At 66.4% G+C, this 15762-nt stretch carries 14 protein-coding genes; 5 read left to right on the forward strand and 9 right to left on the reverse strand.

The window, feature by feature from the left end:
• Positions 1-38 precede the first annotated feature (38 nt).
• The 3 genes from sgrR to J9893_RS14540 are packed head-to-tail and all read left to right on the forward strand — an operon-like array spanning position 39 to position 2956.
• A complete protein-coding gene (gene sgrR / locus J9893_RS14530) occupies positions 39-1778 on the forward strand; it encodes an HTH-type transcriptional regulator SgrR (RefSeq protein ID WP_143236996.1) in 1740 nt (579 codons plus the stop codon).
• Positions 1779-1828: 50 nt separating this feature from the next.
• Positions 1829-2224, forward strand: coding sequence for a thioesterase family protein (locus J9893_RS14535; protein ID WP_143236997.1), 396 nt, complete (start codon positions 1829-1831; stop codon positions 2222-2224).
• 30 nt (positions 2225-2254) lie between these two features.
• Positions 2255-2956, forward strand: coding sequence for a hypothetical protein (locus tag J9893_RS14540; RefSeq protein WP_143236998.1), 702 nt, complete (start codon positions 2255-2257; stop codon positions 2954-2956).
• A 54-nt stretch (positions 2957-3010) separates the two neighbouring features.
• Here the strand turns inward: J9893_RS14540 and J9893_RS14545 are convergent, their stop codons facing one another.
• Together J9893_RS14545 and J9893_RS14550 are read right to left on the reverse strand one after the other, a co-directional pair.
• The gene (locus tag J9893_RS14545) at positions 3011-3751 is read right to left on the reverse strand and encodes a lipase secretion chaperone (protein WP_143236999.1); all 741 of its coding nucleotides are present in this window, start codon (positions 3749-3751) and stop codon (positions 3011-3013) included.
• Positions 3748-4668, reverse strand: coding sequence for a triacylglycerol lipase (locus J9893_RS14550; RefSeq protein WP_143237000.1), 921 nt, complete (start codon positions 4666-4668; stop codon positions 3748-3750). Before J9893_RS14550 ends, J9893_RS14545 begins: the two co-directional genes overlap by 4 nt.
• 293 nt (positions 4669-4961) lie before the next feature.
• On the opposite strand from J9893_RS14550, the gene J9893_RS14555 reads away from it, so the two are divergent.
• Positions 4962-5387: a hypothetical protein gene (locus J9893_RS14555; protein WP_029313599.1), complete on the forward strand. Its 426-nt coding sequence runs from the start codon at positions 4962-4964 to the stop codon at positions 5385-5387.
• Positions 5388-5410: 23 nt separating this feature from the next.
• Positions 5411-6025, forward strand: coding sequence for a superoxide dismutase (locus J9893_RS14560; protein ID WP_042880836.1), 615 nt, complete (start codon positions 5411-5413; stop codon positions 6023-6025).
• 48 nt (positions 6026-6073) lie between these two features.
• On the opposite strand, the gene J9893_RS14565 is transcribed toward J9893_RS14560, so the two are convergent.
• The 7 genes from J9893_RS14565 to menD form a co-directional block, all read right to left on the reverse strand.
• A complete protein-coding gene (locus J9893_RS14565; protein ID WP_210599865.1) occupies positions 6074-6991 on the reverse strand; it encodes an ElyC/SanA/YdcF family protein in 918 nt (305 codons plus the stop codon).
• A gap of 156 nt (positions 6992-7147) precedes the next feature.
• Positions 7148-9895 carry a collagenase gene (locus J9893_RS14570; protein ID WP_210599866.1) on the reverse strand — a complete coding sequence of 916 codons (2748 nt, stop codon included), beginning with the start codon at positions 9893-9895 and terminating at the stop codon, positions 7148-7150.
• Positions 9896-10071: 176 nt separating this feature from the next.
• A complete protein-coding gene (gene menE, locus J9893_RS14575) occupies positions 10072-11472 on the reverse strand; it encodes an o-succinylbenzoate--CoA ligase (RefSeq protein ID WP_210599867.1) in 1401 nt (466 codons plus the stop codon).
• Positions 11473-11475: 3 nt separating this feature from the next.
• Positions 11476-12405, reverse strand: a complete 930-nt coding sequence (menC, locus tag J9893_RS14580; protein WP_041212276.1) for an o-succinylbenzoate synthase — start codon at positions 12403-12405, stop codon at positions 11476-11478.
• Positions 12405-13253 carry a 1,4-dihydroxy-2-naphthoyl-CoA synthase gene (gene menB / locus J9893_RS14585; RefSeq protein WP_010672740.1) on the reverse strand — a complete coding sequence of 283 codons (849 nt, stop codon included), beginning with the start codon at positions 13251-13253 and terminating at the stop codon, positions 12405-12407. Before menB ends, menC begins: the two co-directional genes overlap by 1 nt.
• Before the next feature lie 4 nt (positions 13254-13257).
• Complete coding sequence (menH, locus tag J9893_RS14590; protein WP_210599868.1) at positions 13258-14022, reverse strand: 2-succinyl-6-hydroxy-2,4-cyclohexadiene-1-carboxylate synthase; 765 nt, start codon at positions 14020-14022, stop codon at positions 13258-13260.
• Entirely contained in the window at positions 14012-15757 is a 1746-nt protein-coding gene (menD, locus tag J9893_RS14595) for a 2-succinyl-5-enolpyruvyl-6-hydroxy-3-cyclohexene-1-carboxylic-acid synthase (RefSeq protein ID WP_210599869.1), read from the reverse strand. The genes menH and menD overlap by 11 nt, the downstream gene beginning before the upstream one ends.
• Positions 15758-15762: the final 5 nt, after the last annotated feature.

Here is a 15762-nt window from a genome sequence, read left to right on the forward strand (position 1 = left end):
AAAAACTGATGACTTTACTCACAAGGATTTCCTCTTTTATGCCCAGCAGCCGCCTCTATCAGCAGTTTCAACGGCTCGCCCAGCAGCTTGGCGGCGACGAACGGGAGACAAGCCTCGCCGAGGTGGCGGAGCTGCTCTGCTGCACCCCGCGCAACGCCCGCCTGCTGCTGCGCCGCATGCAGGAGCAGGGCTGGCTCGACTGGTCGGCCGAGGCCGGGCGGGGGCGGCGCTCCCGCCTCACCCTGCTGGACAACCAGGAGAGCCTGACCCGCCGCCGGCTGCGGGAGCTGCTGAGCCAGGGCCAACTCGCCCAGGCGGTGCGGCTGGCGGAAGATCGGCTGGACCTGCTCACCCCTCTGCTCATCGAGCAGCTCGGTCAGGCCACCCGGGAGGGGCGCCAGATCCTGCGGGTGCCTTACTACCGGCCGCTGCCGCGCCTGCTGCCCACCGACCCCCTGCGCCGCTCCGAGGTGCACCTGAGCCGCCAGATCTTCAACGGCCTGACCCGGCGAAATGAGGAAAATGGGGAAATCGAGGGGGATCTCGCCCACCACTGGGAGTGCCTGGGCCCCTGCCACTGGCGCTTCTACCTGAGGCCGGCGGTGCGCTTCCACCACGGTCGCGTGCTGGCGGTGGAGGACGTGATGGAGAGCCTGCTGGCCTTGCGGGATCGCCCCCTGTTTGCCCATCTCGCCCGGCTGGAGAGCCCCTGGCCGCGCACCCTGGATCTGCACCTCGACAGCCCGGATCCCCTGCTGCCGCACCTGCTGGCAGAGCCGGTGGCCGCCATCCTGCCCCGCGAGCTCAAGGGGGAGCCGGGCTTTGCCCTGCAGCCGGTGGGGACAGGCCCCTATCGGGTGACCACCAACGATCCCCTGCACCTGTGCCTCGAGGCATTCGACGACTACTTCGGCCTGCGGGCCCTGCTCGACGAGATCGACATCTGGATGCTGCCGGAGCTGGCGGATCGGCTGGAGAGCCACCTGCGGCTCGGGAGCGACAGCCCGGAACTCGGCACCATGCGCGGTGAGTCCGAGCTCGAATCGGGTTGCTACTTCCTGCTTCAGGACGACAGATCCCCCCTGCTGCAGGATCCTGCCCTGCGTCAGTGGCTGAGCCGGCTGCTCAACCCCATCGCCCTGATGGCGCGGGTCGCCCCCGAACTGCAGCGGGGCTGGACCAGCGCGCTGGGCCTGCTGCCCCACTGGCGCGAGACCCAGCCCGCCCCCGAGCCCACGCCGACCCGTTTGCCGGAGCGGCTGGTGCTGGCCTGCTTCAACCAGCACCTGGAGTTTGAGGAGTGCGCCGGCGCCATGGCCAGCCTGCTGGCAGAACAGGGCATCGCGCTCGAGGTGCGCACCCTGGATTACGGCCGCTGGGTGAGCGGGGCGGACGAGGACGTGGATCTCTGGCTCGGCACCCTCAACCTGGAGCACGAGCACGCCTTCGCCCCCTACGCCTGGCTCCAGGGCACCCCCTTGCTGCGCCGGATATGGGGGGGGCGACAGGCCCTGTGGCAGGGATTGACGCAGTGGCGTGCCAGCGGCGTCGAGCCCGGCCCGCGCGCCCTGCTGGCCGAAGTGCAACGCCAGGGCTGGTTCGTGCCCCTGTTCCACCACTGGCTGGAGCTGGAGAGCCGGGTCGGCGTGCACGGCGTGCGGATGACGGCCCTGGGTTGGTTCGATTTTCGCAGCGCTTGGCTAAGGCCCGAGCAGGGAATGGCGGCGCCGGAAACCGGAGAGGGCTCTCAGCCAAAGCGCGGGATGCTTGAGTCCTGAGGATGGGCGCGCTAGCCTGTGCGCGGTCCCACGACAAGGAGTCGACATCCATGCTGGAAATGCAGATCCAACCCCGTTTTCAAGAGACGGACGCCCTCGGCCACATCAACAACACGGTGCCGGCGGTCTGGTTTGAATCGGCCCGCGACCCGCTGTTTCGCCTCTTCTCCCCCGAGCTGGACGTGCATGACTGGTATCTGATCATTGCGGGCTACACGGTGCAGTTCAAACGGGAGCTGTTCTATGGCCAGCAGGTGTCGATCAAAACCGGGGTACGCCGCATCGGCACCAGCTCCTTCACACTCTGGCAGGAGGCCTGGCAGGGCGGCGAGCTGGCGGTGACCGCCGAGACGACCCTGATCCATTTTGACTACCGGACCCGCCAGTCCATCCCCCTGAGCGAGGCTCACCGGGAGGGGCTGCGGGCCTGGTTGGTAGAGAGTTAATCCGGCCTTCTGGCCCATCACAGGACAACTATGCGCAACACCCTGATCGCTCTCACGCTGGGACTCTGCTCCCTGCCTTCCCTGGCCGCCACCCTGGCCGAACAGTTTACCCTGATGGAGAAGGGGGCCGAGGGCGCCCTCGACACCCGGCTGTTCAGCCACGACGGCGTCGACATCAAGGCCTGGGTCGACGGCAAGCCCGTCATCATCGCCGTTCCCATTCTGAACGAACAGGGCAAGCAGGAGGGGGAGAGCCGCTACTACTTCAAGGGGGGCAAGCTGTTCGGGGTCAAGGAGCCCGCCGCCCAGTTCGCCTTCGATGACAAGGGCACCCTGACCCAGTGGCTGGACGACAAGGGGCAGCCTGCGGAGTTTGTCAGCAAGATGAGCATGCAGCAGCGGGAAGCCTGGCTGACCAGACGGGCGGCCGAGCTGGGCGGGTTGTTTGCACCGAGCACCGCCGAGGAGAAGGCTGACAAGGGGGGCGTCAAGCTCAAGGGGGCCGAGCTCGCCCAGTGGCTCTGCAATGGCAAGCTGATGGCGCTCGCCGGAGGTGACAAGGTGACCTTCGAGCCGGCCAAACTCAAGAGGAGTGCAGAGGGCATCAAGGGAGAGGTCTCCCTGCGCCAGGAGAAGGGGTGGCAGGATCTCTGCCTCACCTGCGAGGTGCAGGGCAACCGGGTGACTCGCCTCACCTGGCAGCCGCTGCCGGGTGCCAACAAGCCGCAGTAAGGGCGGCAGCGTCAAAGAATGGGGGCCCACTTGCGGGCCCCTTTTTCATGCCGGTTACTGCTCGCCCAGGGTGAGCCGGGTGAGGGCCTCCACCCGTCGCCACTGACCGGGCTCGAACCAGCGTGCCAGGATCTCTGGCTGCTGGCTGACCCGGGCCTCGGCAGGCAGGGGCCTGATCTCGGCCAGATAGCCGGCCAGCTGCTGCTCGAACCCCTGCTGGCTCTCTGCCAGCTGGAGCAACCGGTCTGCCGCCTCCGGTCCCAACTGTTCGCGCAGTGCGGCGTCACGCCCGGCTGCGGGGAGTTGTTCCAGAGCCTGCAGATCGCCGAGCAGGCGGCTGTTGGCCTCCGCCTCCCGAAACCACTGGGGCTGCTCCGCCAGCCAGAGCTCCAGCTCGCTCGCCAGCAGCGGCTTGTCGGTATCGCTGGCCTCCGCCAGCGCCTTGCGGCGCAGGGTCCACTGCTCCATCAGCCTGTCCTCGGCAAACAGCTGCTCCTGCTCGGCCGGGGTGAAGCGCTGCCTGCGCAACTGCTCGCGCTCGTCGAACAGCTTCTGCAAGCTGGCGAGGCCCGGATCCGCCGGCACCGTCAGGCTGCCCTCAGCCGCGAGAAAGGCTTCATGGCGGGCCTGCAGCGAGGACTTATCCGACGGCGGTGCGGCCTGCCTGACCAGAGGGGAAGCGGGCCCGGCATGTTGCGGCGAAGGGGCGGTTGCGTCAGCGGAGGGCCAATACTGCCAGCCCCCCAGCAGCAGGGCCGCCGCCAGCGGAGCAGCCATCAGCCATGCCCTGTTCATAGTCCCAGCCTCTGCAGGCGGTTGGCGTGCTGGCGATAGAGGTTGACCGGGTCGGTCTCGAACAGGTGGCGAATGCCGAACGACTGGTTCACCTCGTCCAGATGGTTCATGCGGTAGTGGGTGCCGATCACCTTGCCGAGGTGGCTGCTGCACACCCCGACCAGGCCGTCACTGGGCTCCTTGAAGAAGCTGCCGGTCAGCGCCAGTGCCGGATCCACCGGATCCAGGATGTTGGTCATGGTGCCGCGTCCGCTCCAGGAGAAGTAGTAGACCCCGTTGGCGGCCTGCATGGGCCCTTCACCGCAATGCTGGCTCGGCAGCCCTTCCGGGTAGCGCTGGTTGAAGCGCTGGGCGCCGGTGCTGGTGAGGGCGTCGAGGGCGTCGAGGGCGGCGAGGGGATCCTGCGGCAGCTGGCTGCCCCCGGAGAGCAGCGAGATGACCCCGGACAGGGCCGAGGCGGCGGCCACCGCCAGCTTCTCGGCCACCGAGCCCGGTGCCACCTTGGCCCGCACCAGGTCGGCGATCTCCGAGCCATGGTTGACCCCGCCCACGCTGGTGGCGGAAGCGACCAGCTCGGGGGCGACAGAAGCGACGTAGCGAATGGTGGGGCCGCCGTGGGAGTGGCCGATGAGGTTCACCTTCTCGGCCCCCGTGATGGCGAGCACCTGCTGCACCTGCTTGAGCAGCTGTTCACCGCGCAGCTCCGAGCTCTGGGTGGCGGAGACCTGGGCCACGTAAACCTTGGCGCCATCCCGGGTCAGGGCCTGGGGGATGCCGTAGAAGTAATCGACACCGAGCAGCTTGTCGAAACCGAACAGACCGTGCACCAGCACTATGGGGTAGCGGGTCTGGGTATAACCGGCGCCCTGACCCAGCATGGGCAGGGCGCACAACAGCATCAATAGCCATCTTTTCATCTTCACCGTCCTTGTGAAAAAACCGGCTGCATTCTGGTCGTCACCGGGGCAGCCACCGGCCTCATGCCAGTACCGGCAGCATGGTAGCTGAACTCAAATGTATCTGTGGGTGGGATCACTAAACCGGGGATTGCAGAAAAACCCTACCCATATGGGCAAAAAAGGCTGCACCAACTATTCCTTGTGTCTGCCCATTAAATAAGTTAAATAATAATTATTATCATTTGAGTGGTCGAGTCATGACGGGAACCTGGGTGAAGGGGTGGGTCGGTACCACCGGAGCGGACAGCAGCATGGCGCACTGGAAGGCGCAGACCCTGAGTGGCAACCGCCATTTCGATGCGGGGGAGTACGCCAGGGCGCTCGACTGCTATCAGCAGGCGCTGTGGCTTGCCCGCCAGCAGTTTGCCGACTGGCACGATGCCGACGAAGCGGTGGCGGCCCTGGTGGTGGCCCATCACAACCTGGCGGATCTGCTGGTGGCCATGACCCTGCCGGATCGGGCCGCCGACCTGCTGTGTCACATCCACGACTGCCTGCTGGCCACCAGCCAGTCCCCCACCAGTTCCGCTGCCCTGCGGGAGGCGGCTGTTCGCCACGCCCGCAGTACCCGTACCGAGCTGCTCGCCTTTCTGGGCAAACACGGTCATCACGACGGCATCCAGCGCAGCCTGGGTCAATGTCTGTGTCAGACCGGCTCTGCCCATCAACTGCATTGAGCCCAACAGGAGAGACAATGAACATGAGCCATACCCTGCCAGCCCTTCCTTACGCTTATGACGCGCTGGAACCCCATATCGATGCAAAGACCATGGAGATCCATCACAGCCGTCACCATCAGACCTACATCAACAACCTCAATGCCGCCCTGGCCGATCTGCCGGAGCTGGCTGCCCTGCCGCTGGAGGCATTGCTTGCCCGTATCGACAGCCTGCCGGCCCAGGTGCAGGGGGCGGTGCGCAATCACGGCGGCGGTCACGCCAACCACAGCCTGTTCTGGCAGGTGATGAGTCCTCAGGGCGGCGGCGAGCCGGACGGCGAGCTGGCCGCAGCGATCGAGCGGGATCTGGGTGGGCTGGAATCCTTCAGACAGGCCTTTACCCAGGCGGCGTTGAGCCGTTTTGGCAGCGGCTGGGCCTGGCTGGTGGTCGATGGGCGCGGCAAGTTGCAGGTGGTGAGCAGCGCGAACCAGGACAGCCCCCTGATGGAGGGGCTCACCCCCATACTCGGGCTGGATGTGTGGGAGCATGCCTACTACCTCAAGTACCAGAACAAGCGTCCCGACTACATAGCCGCGTTTTACAACGTGATCGACTGGGACGAGGTGGCACGGCGTTACGTGGCGGCGCTGGCCTGACGCCCCATTTCACCTGATGAAAGAGACCCGCCTGTTGGCGGGTCTCTGCTATTGAGGGGTCGGCGCGCTGCTGGCAGCCGGATTATCCACGGGCGTTGCTTCGCTCGGCACGGCTGCGCTGGTGGCTGGTGCACCGCTGGTTGCAGCCGCTGCACTGGTGGCTGTTGCCGCGCTTACGGCCGTTGCCTGCTTGGCCTTCGGCTGATGAAGGGGCGGTGCAATGGGCAGGCAGGGCTGGCTCGCCCCTATGGTGCTCAACGCCTGGCAGGGAACGGGAGCGCCGATGACGATGGGCTCGCCGAGGAACTTGGGTCCCTTGTCCAGCACGTAGAGGTCGAGCAGCCCCATCAGGCGGGCAAACACCTCGCGCACCCGGGTCTTGATGCCCTGATAGGCGCTGGGATCCACGGCGTTGAAGCCGACCGCCTCGATGCCGAAATGGCGGGCGATGAAGATGGCTCGCTCGTTGTGAAAGGCCTGGGAGACCACGGTGAAGTGGGCCTGACCGAACACCTCCTTTGCCCGCACGATGGAGTCCAGGGTCCGAAAGCCGGCGTAGTCGCTGTAGATGGCGTTGGCCGGGATGCCGGCCTGGATCAGGGCCCGCCGCATTTGGCGCGGTTCGTTGTACTGCACGGTGGCGTTGTCGCCGGAGACCAGGATGTAGTCCACCTTGCCGTTGTTGTAGAGCTCGGCGGCGGCCTTGATCCGGTATTTGAAGTAGTGGTTAGGGCTGCCGCCAATCAGGTATTTGGAGGTGCCGAGCACCAGGGCGACCCGGTTGTAGGGCACCGCGTTGACGTCGTCGTAGGTGTAGTGACGGGCGTCCGAGACGGTCCACTCGCTGTAGCCAAGCAGGGCGGCGATGGAGGCCAGCAACAGGCAGAGGCAGGCGAGCAGGATCTTGGCAAACTTCTTCATGCGCGGTGCGGTTCGGGTCTGAAGTAAGAGAAGACAGGGGGCCATTCTATTACAAGTTGTTGTGGCGCGTCAGGTTTGATGGCGGCGCAGGGTCTCACTCGGGCAGAGGTTGTCGCAGCGCGCGCCCCGATCCCGGGCTTATCAAACGGCGCCATAAACAAGGGGCGGCCATGGCCGCCCCTTGTCATAGCCGTCTCGTCCTCAGTGGGAGGAGTCGTTGGCCTTGCACTCGTCAGAGTCCTTGTTGGCTTCCCACCAAGGCAGCAGCTCGCGGCCGAGCCACTGCTGGTAGGCCTCGCTGTCGCTTGCGATCAGCGCATCCAGCTCGGCTTCGAAGGCGCTCATGGCCTGCTCTCGATCCGGGCCTCGCAGGGCCCGGGCCATGGCCAGCCAGCTGGCGCCGCGACCCGTCTCGCTGAGGAAGCGGTGCACCGTGTAGGACCAGGAGTAGACCATCTCGCCGCCCTTGTCGTAATCCAGGTGCAGGATGTCGGCCAGGGCCGGACGGTCGCTGGCCGGGCGGCCGGCGACGTTGTCCAGACCGCGGGCGAAGCACTGACCGTGGGCGATGAATTCCGCCAGCCCTTCCGACCACCAGGTGGTGCGATTGAGCGGGTAGTGGCCGAAGCTGCCGTACTGGTTGAAGCGGCCGTCCAGGTAGTGCACGTACTCGTGGCGCAGGTTCCACACCTGGAACGCAGGGCGTTTCCACTCCGCCTCGTAGGCGAAGAAGCGGGCCTGGTTGCCGGGGCGAGCCGGATCCCCTTCGAGGTAGATGCCGCCGTTGTCGGTGGAGACGCCGCCGAACAGGGCACTGCCGTAGCGTTTCCAGTCGGCGGAGGAGTTGAAGACCACCAGTTCCAGCGCCTCGTTGTGATCGTCCGCCACCGGCTGCCAGCCGGTCTCCATCTGCTGGTGGAACTGCTGCTCTTCGGCACCCAGTTCACGGCAGATCCCCTCGGCCTGGCTCATGGTCAGATCCTGGGCCCGCAGGCGCAGGGTCGGCGAGCAGGTATGCTCGAAGGGCAGCACGTCCTCCACCCGGACAGGGGTGCAGAGCCCGGCGAAGTCACCGCTGATGCAGGCTTCGCTGGTGCGGTCCGTGTAGGTCAGGTAGTAGGTGGAGAGGGTCAGTGACATGTCTGCCAGCAGGTCCTGGCTCTGCTGACCACCGGGGATCAGGTCGTGGTGGCGAACCAGTGCAATGACGGCGTCATCCAGCAGCTTGCGGTAGCCATCGAGCTCGTCCGGGCGGGTGTAGCGGGCGACCCGGTAGAGGCGGGTGTAGGCATCCAGCACGTTGTTGAGCAGGAACAGATCGGCGCCATCCCGCCCTTTCCACAACGCGAGTTCGCTCATGCCGAGGGCGTGCAGTTGCTTGCGCAGCTCGCCATCCTGCTGGCGGAAGTCGTTGGTGAAGGGGTCGCTGTAGTCGCTGGCGAAGTCGAGGAAGTTGAGCAGATCGAACAGGCCGGTCGCCCAGGCGTGCTGACCGTTGATCTCGCTGGCATGGCGGGTGCTGTAGGCCAGCATCTGGTTGAATTCTCCGAGCAGGGTGCCAAAACGGCTCTGCACTGCCGGGCTCTTGAACTGGCCGTGCAGGGCGATGCTCCAGGCACCCATGACGGCGCCAACCTCGTCGCTGGCCTGCTCCGGGAAGAGCAGCGGATGGGCGCCCAGCGCGGTCAATGCCTCAGCCAGCGCCTCGGCGGCGGCCGGGCCGTCTTCCTTGTGTTTGCCGTAGTTGTGGTAGTTGTGGGCGCGCACGTATTCCAGCAGCAGCTTCATGGCCGGATGAGCCGGCTGATTGGCCGCCAGCAGGCTCTGGATGCCGCGCGACACGGCCAGCAGCTTGGTGTCATCGTGACCATAGTTCTCCTGCCAGACCGGCGCGGGTTGGCCACTGGCGTCCTGCACTATCTTGGCTGCGTCGGCGTCCAGCAGCTCGGTGCCCGGCAGATCCGGCTCGGAGCAGGCGCGGCCGTCGGCACGGCGACAGTCGAGCTGCTCTTCCTTGCTGGCCAGCACGATGGGGCGGTTGAGCACCCGGCTCTCCTGCCACTCGGTTGTCTCCGGCAGGGTCTGCCATTCGCTGCCCCCCACCGGGTATTGATAGCCGGTGTCCTTCAAGACCACCTGCACTTCGCTGCCAGCGGGCAGGGTTTGACGGCACACCCGATAGCTGATGGTCTTGTCCCCTTCCTGACGGGTCTGGGGTTCATCGCACTCCTGCTGGGTCTTTGCCTGTTCCAGCAACCAGGTGTACTGGCGCCAGACGTGCAGCTCGCTCACCTGCTTGGCGGCCTGGCTGCCCGCGATGGGCTGCAGGCGGAAGAAGGTCTGCTCGAGGCGACCATCCCGTTCATTGGGGGTCTCTTCCAGCACCTTCAATTGCTGCCAGTTTTGCGGCTGGTACTGCCATGGCTGCTCGGCGCAGCGACCTTCGGCGTTGAGCTCGCAGCGATCCAGCTCCTGCTCGCTGTGACCCAGGATGACCCGCTCAGCCAGCGGCAGACGATCCTGACGCGGCGCGGTCGGGGTGCCCGCTAGCGGCTCCCAGCGGCCTTGCTTCATGCCGTAGCCATAGTCATAGCTGCTGGCCGGGACGGCCTTGCCGGCTGGTACCACCTCTTCACAGCTGAGGTAGCGGATCTGCCAGCCCTGCTCGATCTTGAGTTGCGGCTCGCCGCACTGCTGCTCTGCCAGCGCAGCCAGGTTGGCATCGCGCCAGTCGAAGCGGCGATACACCCTCAACTGCTGATAAGAGGCGTCGCCGCTGCGGGCGCTCAGTTCAAAGGTCACTTCGGTGAGACGATCCCCCAGCTGACGGCTGGATTCGCCTTTGAGTTGATACTGTTGCCAGTCGGAGGGGGAGTAGTTGGCCAGCGCCGAGGTAGCGAGCAGGCCTGGGGCTGCCAGGAGCAGTAGTCGGGGAGAGAGGTGCTTCATCATGATCCCTTTGGTGGATGGAGAGGCGTGGGGACCAGAGAGGTTATTGGGCTCCAAAGGAATATCAATTGGCCAGATGGCGCAGCGAAATGATGCATTCGGGAGCAAACAACATAAAAACAGCCCCAAAGGGGGCTGTGTTGATAGCAAGGACTCCGCCCCATATGGGGGAGGCGTCACTCCTCTTGTCGCAAGCTGCGGGCGAGCAGGGTGCGGGAGGGTTTCAGATTGCCGCCGAGATCCGGCCAGGGATGCCACTGGTCCGGCACCATGAAGCCGGGTAACGACAGCCTGATCCAGGCGGCCAGTTCGGCAGGGGGGGCAGGTTCGCCGTGCCAGTCGATGAAGGCGGCGGGGCGCTGCCCCCACTCGTCGCTCGGGATGGGCACCACCAGCGCCTGGGCCACGGCGGGGTGATCCACCAGCCGCTGTTCTATGGTCTCGGGCTGGATGTTCTCCCCTCCCGAGATGAAGAGGTTGTCGAGCCGCCCCTCCACCACCAGATCACCCCCCGGAGTGAGGCGGCCCTTATCCCGGGTGTGGAACCAGCCCTCTTCATCGAGGGGGCGCACCAGCTCGCCTTCCCTGAAATAGCCGGCAAACAGGGTCTCACCGCGCACGCAGATCTCCCCCTGGCGGATGCAGACCTCCCGCCCCAGCAGCGGGCGACCCACCACGCCGGCGGCGCAGGGTTGCCCGGTGCAGACCTGGCTGCCCATCTCGGAGAGGCCATAGCTCACCTTGGGCTCCAGCCCCAGAGCGGTCAGCCGGTTGACCAGGGGCGCCGGGATGGCGGCGCCCCCGAGCAGCAGCTCTCGCACCCGGGTGCGGGATGGGTCGAACCCCTGTGCCAGCAGGCGCCAGAGCTGGGTCGGCACCAGCGAGAGGTGGGTGATGGGCTGATCCTCGAGCCGCGCCTTGAGGGGCCGGGTGCGATCGTCCAGCACCAGGGCGGCTCCCGCCAGGAAGACCCGAAACAGGATGGCGTAACCGCCGACGTGAAACAGTGGCAGGGAGAGCAGCCAGCCGCAGGCTTCGTCCAGGGGGATCAGGGTGGCGGAACCCCGGGCCGAAGCGAGGTGGTTGGCGAGGCGGTGTACCACCGCCTTGGGGGTACCGCTGGATCCCGAGGTGAGGATCATGTTGTTCGGCTGGTCGGGTACCAGCGGGGACTCCCCATCTGCGGCCAGCTCGCCCGTGAAGTCGAAGCTGAGGGCTTGCCAGTCGCCCGCCGGGATCTCGCCTGCCGACCAGAATGCCCGGGCCTCGAGCTGGCTCGCCAGTTCGCTGTGTCTGGTTGCCGGAAAGGCGGGATTGAGGGGGCAGAAGACGATGCCGCTGCGCACGCAGGCCCAGGCCAGCAACACATCCTCCAGAGCGCCGCGCACCACGGCGGCGAGATGATCTCCCCGTTCCAGCCCGGCCCGGGCGAGCTGATTGCACAGGCTGTTGAGGCGCAGGTCGAGGCGCTGGTAGCTAAGAGGCTCCCCGCTGTGGATGGCAATGCGATGAGGGGCCTGTGTCGCCCAGCGTCGTACCGGGCAGGTTTCCTGCCGTGGGATCTGACGGGTCAGCATGGATCAGTCACGGTGAAACAGGGGGTCCATCCTGCCCGGATCGGGTTGCCCCTGCTTGTCCAGCAGATCCCTGGCCAGCCAGCGGCGGGTATCGAGGCCAGGGGCCTGATCCGGCGCCCACTCCCCCGCGAGGCGGGCGAGCTGACCGAGGCCGAGACCGGACTCGAAACAGGAGGAGACGATCACCTTGAGTTTCAGTTCGCGAGCACGGGCCACCAGGGCCTCGCTGTTGGCCAGGGCGCCGAGCAGGGTCGGCTTGAGCACCAGGGCGCGCAGTTGCGGGATGGGCTCCCAGGGCTTGCCCTGGGCCAGCAGTTCGTCCAGCGCCACCGGCATGCCGGTGCGGCTGGCGACGAAGGCGATGTCCTCGAAGTCGGCGCACAGATCTTCGAGGTATTCGATGCGATTCGGATCCAGGTGGCCGCAAAAGGCCCAGGCCTCCTCGCGGGTCCAGCCCTGGTTGGCGTCCAGGACCAGCTTGAGGTTGGGGCGCCGATCGAGCAGTAGCCGGATTAGCGCCAGCTCGTCGCGCATGGGGTAGCGGGCCACCTTCAGCTTGGCCTTGAGGGGGGTCTCGTGCAGCCACTGCTTCCAGTTCTTGAGCAGCTCCTGGGGGGAGCCCTGGATCAGCGGATAGGGCTCGGGCAGGGGGGCACCCTGCTCGGGCCAGCTACGACGGGCGCAGTCGAGCCCGAACTGCACCGAGGGCAGCTGTGGCGTCGGGGTCTGTCCCCGCGCCAGCTGCGCCAGACAGTCGAGGGCCTCGGCCTGGGCGTCGGCCAGGGTCTCTTTGGAAAATCCTGGCAGGGGGGCTATCTCCCCCCAGCCATCGTCGATGCGTACCAGCAGGCCCTCGCGCGCTACCTGCAACTGACCGTGAAAGGCCAGGGGCTGGGTAAAGGGCAGTTGGTAGCGGTAGAGGGCGAGTGTCATCAGGGATTCCGCTTGTATTTGGAGAAGTCGGGACGGCGTTTCTCGTTGAATGCGTTGCGCCCTTCCTGACCCTCTTCGGTCATGTAGAACAGCATGGTGGCATTGCCTGCCAGCTCCTGCAAACCGGCCTGGCCGTCGCAGTCGGCGTTGAGGGCCGCCTTCAGGCAGCGCAGGGCCATGGGGCTGTGTTGCAGCATCTCGCGGCACCAGCGCACGGTTTCACGCTCCAGCTCGGCCAGGGGCACGACGGTGTTGACCAGCCCCATGTCGAGGGCCTGTTTGGCGTCGTAGAGGCGGCAGAGGAACCAGATCTCCCGAGCCTTCTTCTGGCCGACGATGCGGGCCATGTAGGAGGCGCCCCAGCCGCCGTCGAAGGAGCCCACCTTGGGGCCGGTCTGGCCGAACTGGGCGTTGTCGGCGGCGATGGTCAGGTCGCACATCATGTGCAGCACGTGGCCGCCACCGACGGCGTAGCCAGCCACCATGGCCACCACGGGTTTGGGGCAGGTACGGATGTCACGCTGGAAGTCGAGCACGTTGAGGTGATGGGTGCCTTCATCGTCCTTGTAGCCACCGTAGTCGCCGCGGATCTTCTGGTCGCCGCCGGCGCAGAAGGCCTTCTCGCCGAAGCCGGTGAGGATGATGGAGCCGACCTTGTCGTCGTAGCGGGCATCGGCCAGGGCTTGCAGCATCTCTTTCACGGTGCGGGGGCGGAAGGCGTTGCGAACCTGGGGACGGTTGATGGTGATCTTGGCAATGCCCTCTGGGGACTTGTGATAGAGGATGTCCTCGTAACCGGCGGAGCAGTCGTGCCACTCGACAGGGGCATAGAGCTCGGCTTCCGTCATTGCTTCAATCATGGATCTTCTCTTCTGGTTGGTGAGCCCACTCCCGCAGGAGCCGGGCAAAGGTATCGGGCTGGCTTGTGTGCAGATTGTGTCCGCCATCCAGAGCCAAGTGTTTGATATTGCAGCCTTGCTTTACCAACTGGCAAGCGAGGGCATGGAATTTGTGATCCCGGTTGCCGGAGACCCACTGCACCGGCAGCTGGGTATCCCGAAGCCAGGGGACGAGATCCGGCTGCCGCCCCAGGGACGTGGCCCTCAGCATGGCGGCCACGGCCTTGCCGTCGTTGCCAAGGCGGCGTGCGGCCTGGCGGGTGCGGGCATCGTCGTCCAGGTCGGCGAAGACGCCCTGGCGGTACCAGTCGGCAAGCACCCGGGTCAGGGGCTCGCACTCGAAACGCCGGGCCCAGGCTTCATCGTGAGCGATGCGGGCCGGACGTTCACCGGCAGGCAGCCCGGGGTGGCAGTTCTCCAGCAGCAGGGCCTGCAACCCCGCCGGGGTCTGGCTGGCGTGATGAAGCGCGAGCCGCCCCCCCAGCGAATACCCCACCAGCCGGTAGTGGGCGATATCCCGTGCGGCCAGCTCGTCGCAGAGCCAGCGATGGGCCTCGTCAAAGCCGCTCACCCGCAGTGCCCGGTTGCGGCCGTGGCCCGGCAGATCCAGGGCATGGCACGGGACGTCGGGCAGGGTCTGGATGACAGGTCGCCAGTCGTCGGCGTCCCCCAGCAGGCCGTGCAGCAGCACCAGCGGCGCGGCGGGATCAGAGACCACGGATAGCGGCTCCCAGTGCTTTGAGATCCTCGGCGACTTCACTGCTCGGTACCTTGATTTCAATCAGGGTTACCCCGTTTTTCAGGGCTGCGGCATAGTCCTGCTCAAATGCGTCGAGGGTGGTGGGGGCCCGGTAGTGCAGGCCAAACATGGCGGCGGCGTGCTCGAAGTGCAGGCCGTGGGGCAGGCAGTAGTAGGTCTCCAGCAGGGCGTCCTGGGTGGGCACAGGCAGCATGCGGAAGATGCTGCCGCCGTCGTTGTTGAGCAGGATCACCACCAGGGGGCGGCTCCCCTTGCCGAGCAGCGCCAGGCTGTTGAGATCGTGCAGGGCGCTGAGATCCCCGAGCAGCAGGGTGGTGGGCTCGCGACTGTCAGGCGGGACCGACTGTGCGAAGCCGTATGCGGTGGCGATAAGGCCATCGATGCCGGAGGCGCCGCGGTTGGTCATCACCCGGCTGGGGCCCTTGCCCACCTCGCCCAGCATGTCCATCAGCCGGGCCGGCATGCTGTTGCCGACGAACAACTGACCCTGGATGAGCTGATTCAGGCGGTGGCACACCCCGAGCTCCGAGAAGCGATCACAGGCGGTGCGGATCTGCTGGCTGATGGCCTGCTGGCACGCGGCCAACTGGTGCCAGGGCTGCTGAGAATGGGGGATTGGATGGGCGGCCGCAAAGGCGGCGGGGTCGCACACCAGGCGACGGCGCAGCCGGTAGTCGGGGTCGAGGCGTGCCGGCTGCGGGTCCACCAGCCAGTAATCCTGCCAGGGGTGTTGTTTGATGAACTGGCCGAGGCGCTTGGAGATGAGGCGGGCGCCGAATTGCAGCAGTACCTCGGCGCGGGCCAGCTCGGCCACGAAGTCGCTGTGTTGCAGGGCGAGATCCGTGTGGACGAGGTTGCGATCATCGAAGCGGATCTGGCTTTGCAGATCCGCCAGCAGGGGCCAGCCGAGGCGGTCGGCCAGCTCGGCCACCGCCTTGCCTTGCACCGGATCCTGGATGCGCCCGGCGACGATGACACCGCGCTTGCCCTTCAGCTCCTCCCAGTCCGGCTGGGCGGGGCAGCCCGGCTCGCCCGCCAGCCAGGGGCTCCAGGGCTTGGCCGAGTGCAGCCAGTCGCCGAGGGGCGCCAGGTAGTCGGCAAAGTCCAGGTAGGCATCGCCGGGATAGAGGGGCTCGGGGTACATGCAGTTGAAGTGCACCGGCCCCGGGGTGTGCGCCTGTCGGGCCAGGGCCTGATCCACCGAGCTCAGCACGAAGGCCGCCGGAATGGTGGGTGTGGGGCTCGGCAGATTTTGCTGATAGACGGGGTAGCGACCGAAGATCCCCGGCTGATCGATGGCCTGGTTGGCCCCGTTGTCGATGAGCTCGGGTGGCCTGTCGGCAGAGAGAATGATGAGCGGTACCCCGGTGAGCTGGGCTTCCGCCACCGCGGGCCAGAGGTTGGCCACCGCAGTGCCCGAGGTCATGATGACCGCCACCGGGCGGCCGCTCCCCTTGGCCAGCCCCAGCGCCATGAAGCCCAGACCCCGCTCGTCGAAGTGCAGGTGGCGGCGAAAGCCCGGGTGGGCTGCGGCGGCCATGGTGAGCGGCGCCGAGCGGGATCCGGAGGCCAGGGCGATGTCGCGCACGCCGAGGCGAAAGAGCTCTTCCAGCAAGAGGGAGGACCAGACATGGTTGAAGGTGGCGTGATGGCTGGCAAAGGCGTGATGCGCGGACACGTGGCTGGCGGACATGAAGC

Source organism: Aeromonas sp. MaB10011B (assembly GCF_017939325.1).
Classification (GTDB): domain Bacteria; phylum Pseudomonadota; class Gammaproteobacteria; order Enterobacterales; family Aeromonadaceae; genus Aeromonas; species Aeromonas caviae.

Excerpts from the sequence above, each read along its gene's own strand:
- menC (WP_041212276.1), bottom strand. The coding sequence starts at position 12,405 with ATGACACTCGCCCTCTACCGCTACCAACTGCCCTTTACCCAGCCCCTG.
- J9893_RS14560 (WP_042880836.1), top strand. The coding sequence starts at position 5,411 with ATGAGCCATACCCTGCCAGCCCTTCCTTACGCTTATGACGCGCTGGAA.
- J9893_RS14535 (WP_143236997.1), top strand. The coding sequence starts at position 1,829 with ATGCTGGAAATGCAGATCCAACCCCGTTTTCAAGAGACGGACGCCCTC.
- menE (WP_210599867.1), bottom strand. The coding sequence starts at position 11,472 with ATGCTGACCCGTCAGATCCCACGGCAGGAAACCTGCCCGGTACGACGC.
- J9893_RS14545 (WP_143236999.1), bottom strand. The coding sequence starts at position 3,751 with ATGAACAGGGCATGGCTGATGGCTGCTCCGCTGGCGGCGGCCCTGCTG.
- menD (WP_210599869.1), bottom strand. The coding sequence starts at position 15,757 with ATGTCCGCCAGCCACGTGTCCGCGCATCACGCCTTTGCCAGCCATCAC.
- J9893_RS14550 (WP_143237000.1), bottom strand. The coding sequence starts at position 4,668 with ATGAAAAGATGGCTATTGATGCTGTTGTGCGCCCTGCCCATGCTGGGT.
- sgrR (WP_143236996.1), top strand. The coding sequence starts at position 39 with ATGCCCAGCAGCCGCCTCTATCAGCAGTTTCAACGGCTCGCCCAGCAG.
- J9893_RS14565 (WP_210599865.1), bottom strand. The coding sequence starts at position 6,991 with ATGGCCCCCTGTCTTCTCTTACTTCAGACCCGAACCGCACCGCGCATG.
- J9893_RS14540 (WP_143236998.1), top strand. The coding sequence starts at position 2,255 with ATGCGCAACACCCTGATCGCTCTCACGCTGGGACTCTGCTCCCTGCCT.
- menB (WP_010672740.1), bottom strand. The coding sequence starts at position 13,253 with ATGACGGAAGCCGAGCTCTATGCCCCTGTCGAGTGGCACGACTGCTCC.
- J9893_RS14555 (WP_029313599.1), top strand. The coding sequence starts at position 4,962 with ATGGCGCACTGGAAGGCGCAGACCCTGAGTGGCAACCGCCATTTCGAT.
- J9893_RS14570 (WP_210599866.1), bottom strand. The coding sequence starts at position 9,895 with ATGAAGCACCTCTCTCCCCGACTACTGCTCCTGGCAGCCCCAGGCCTG.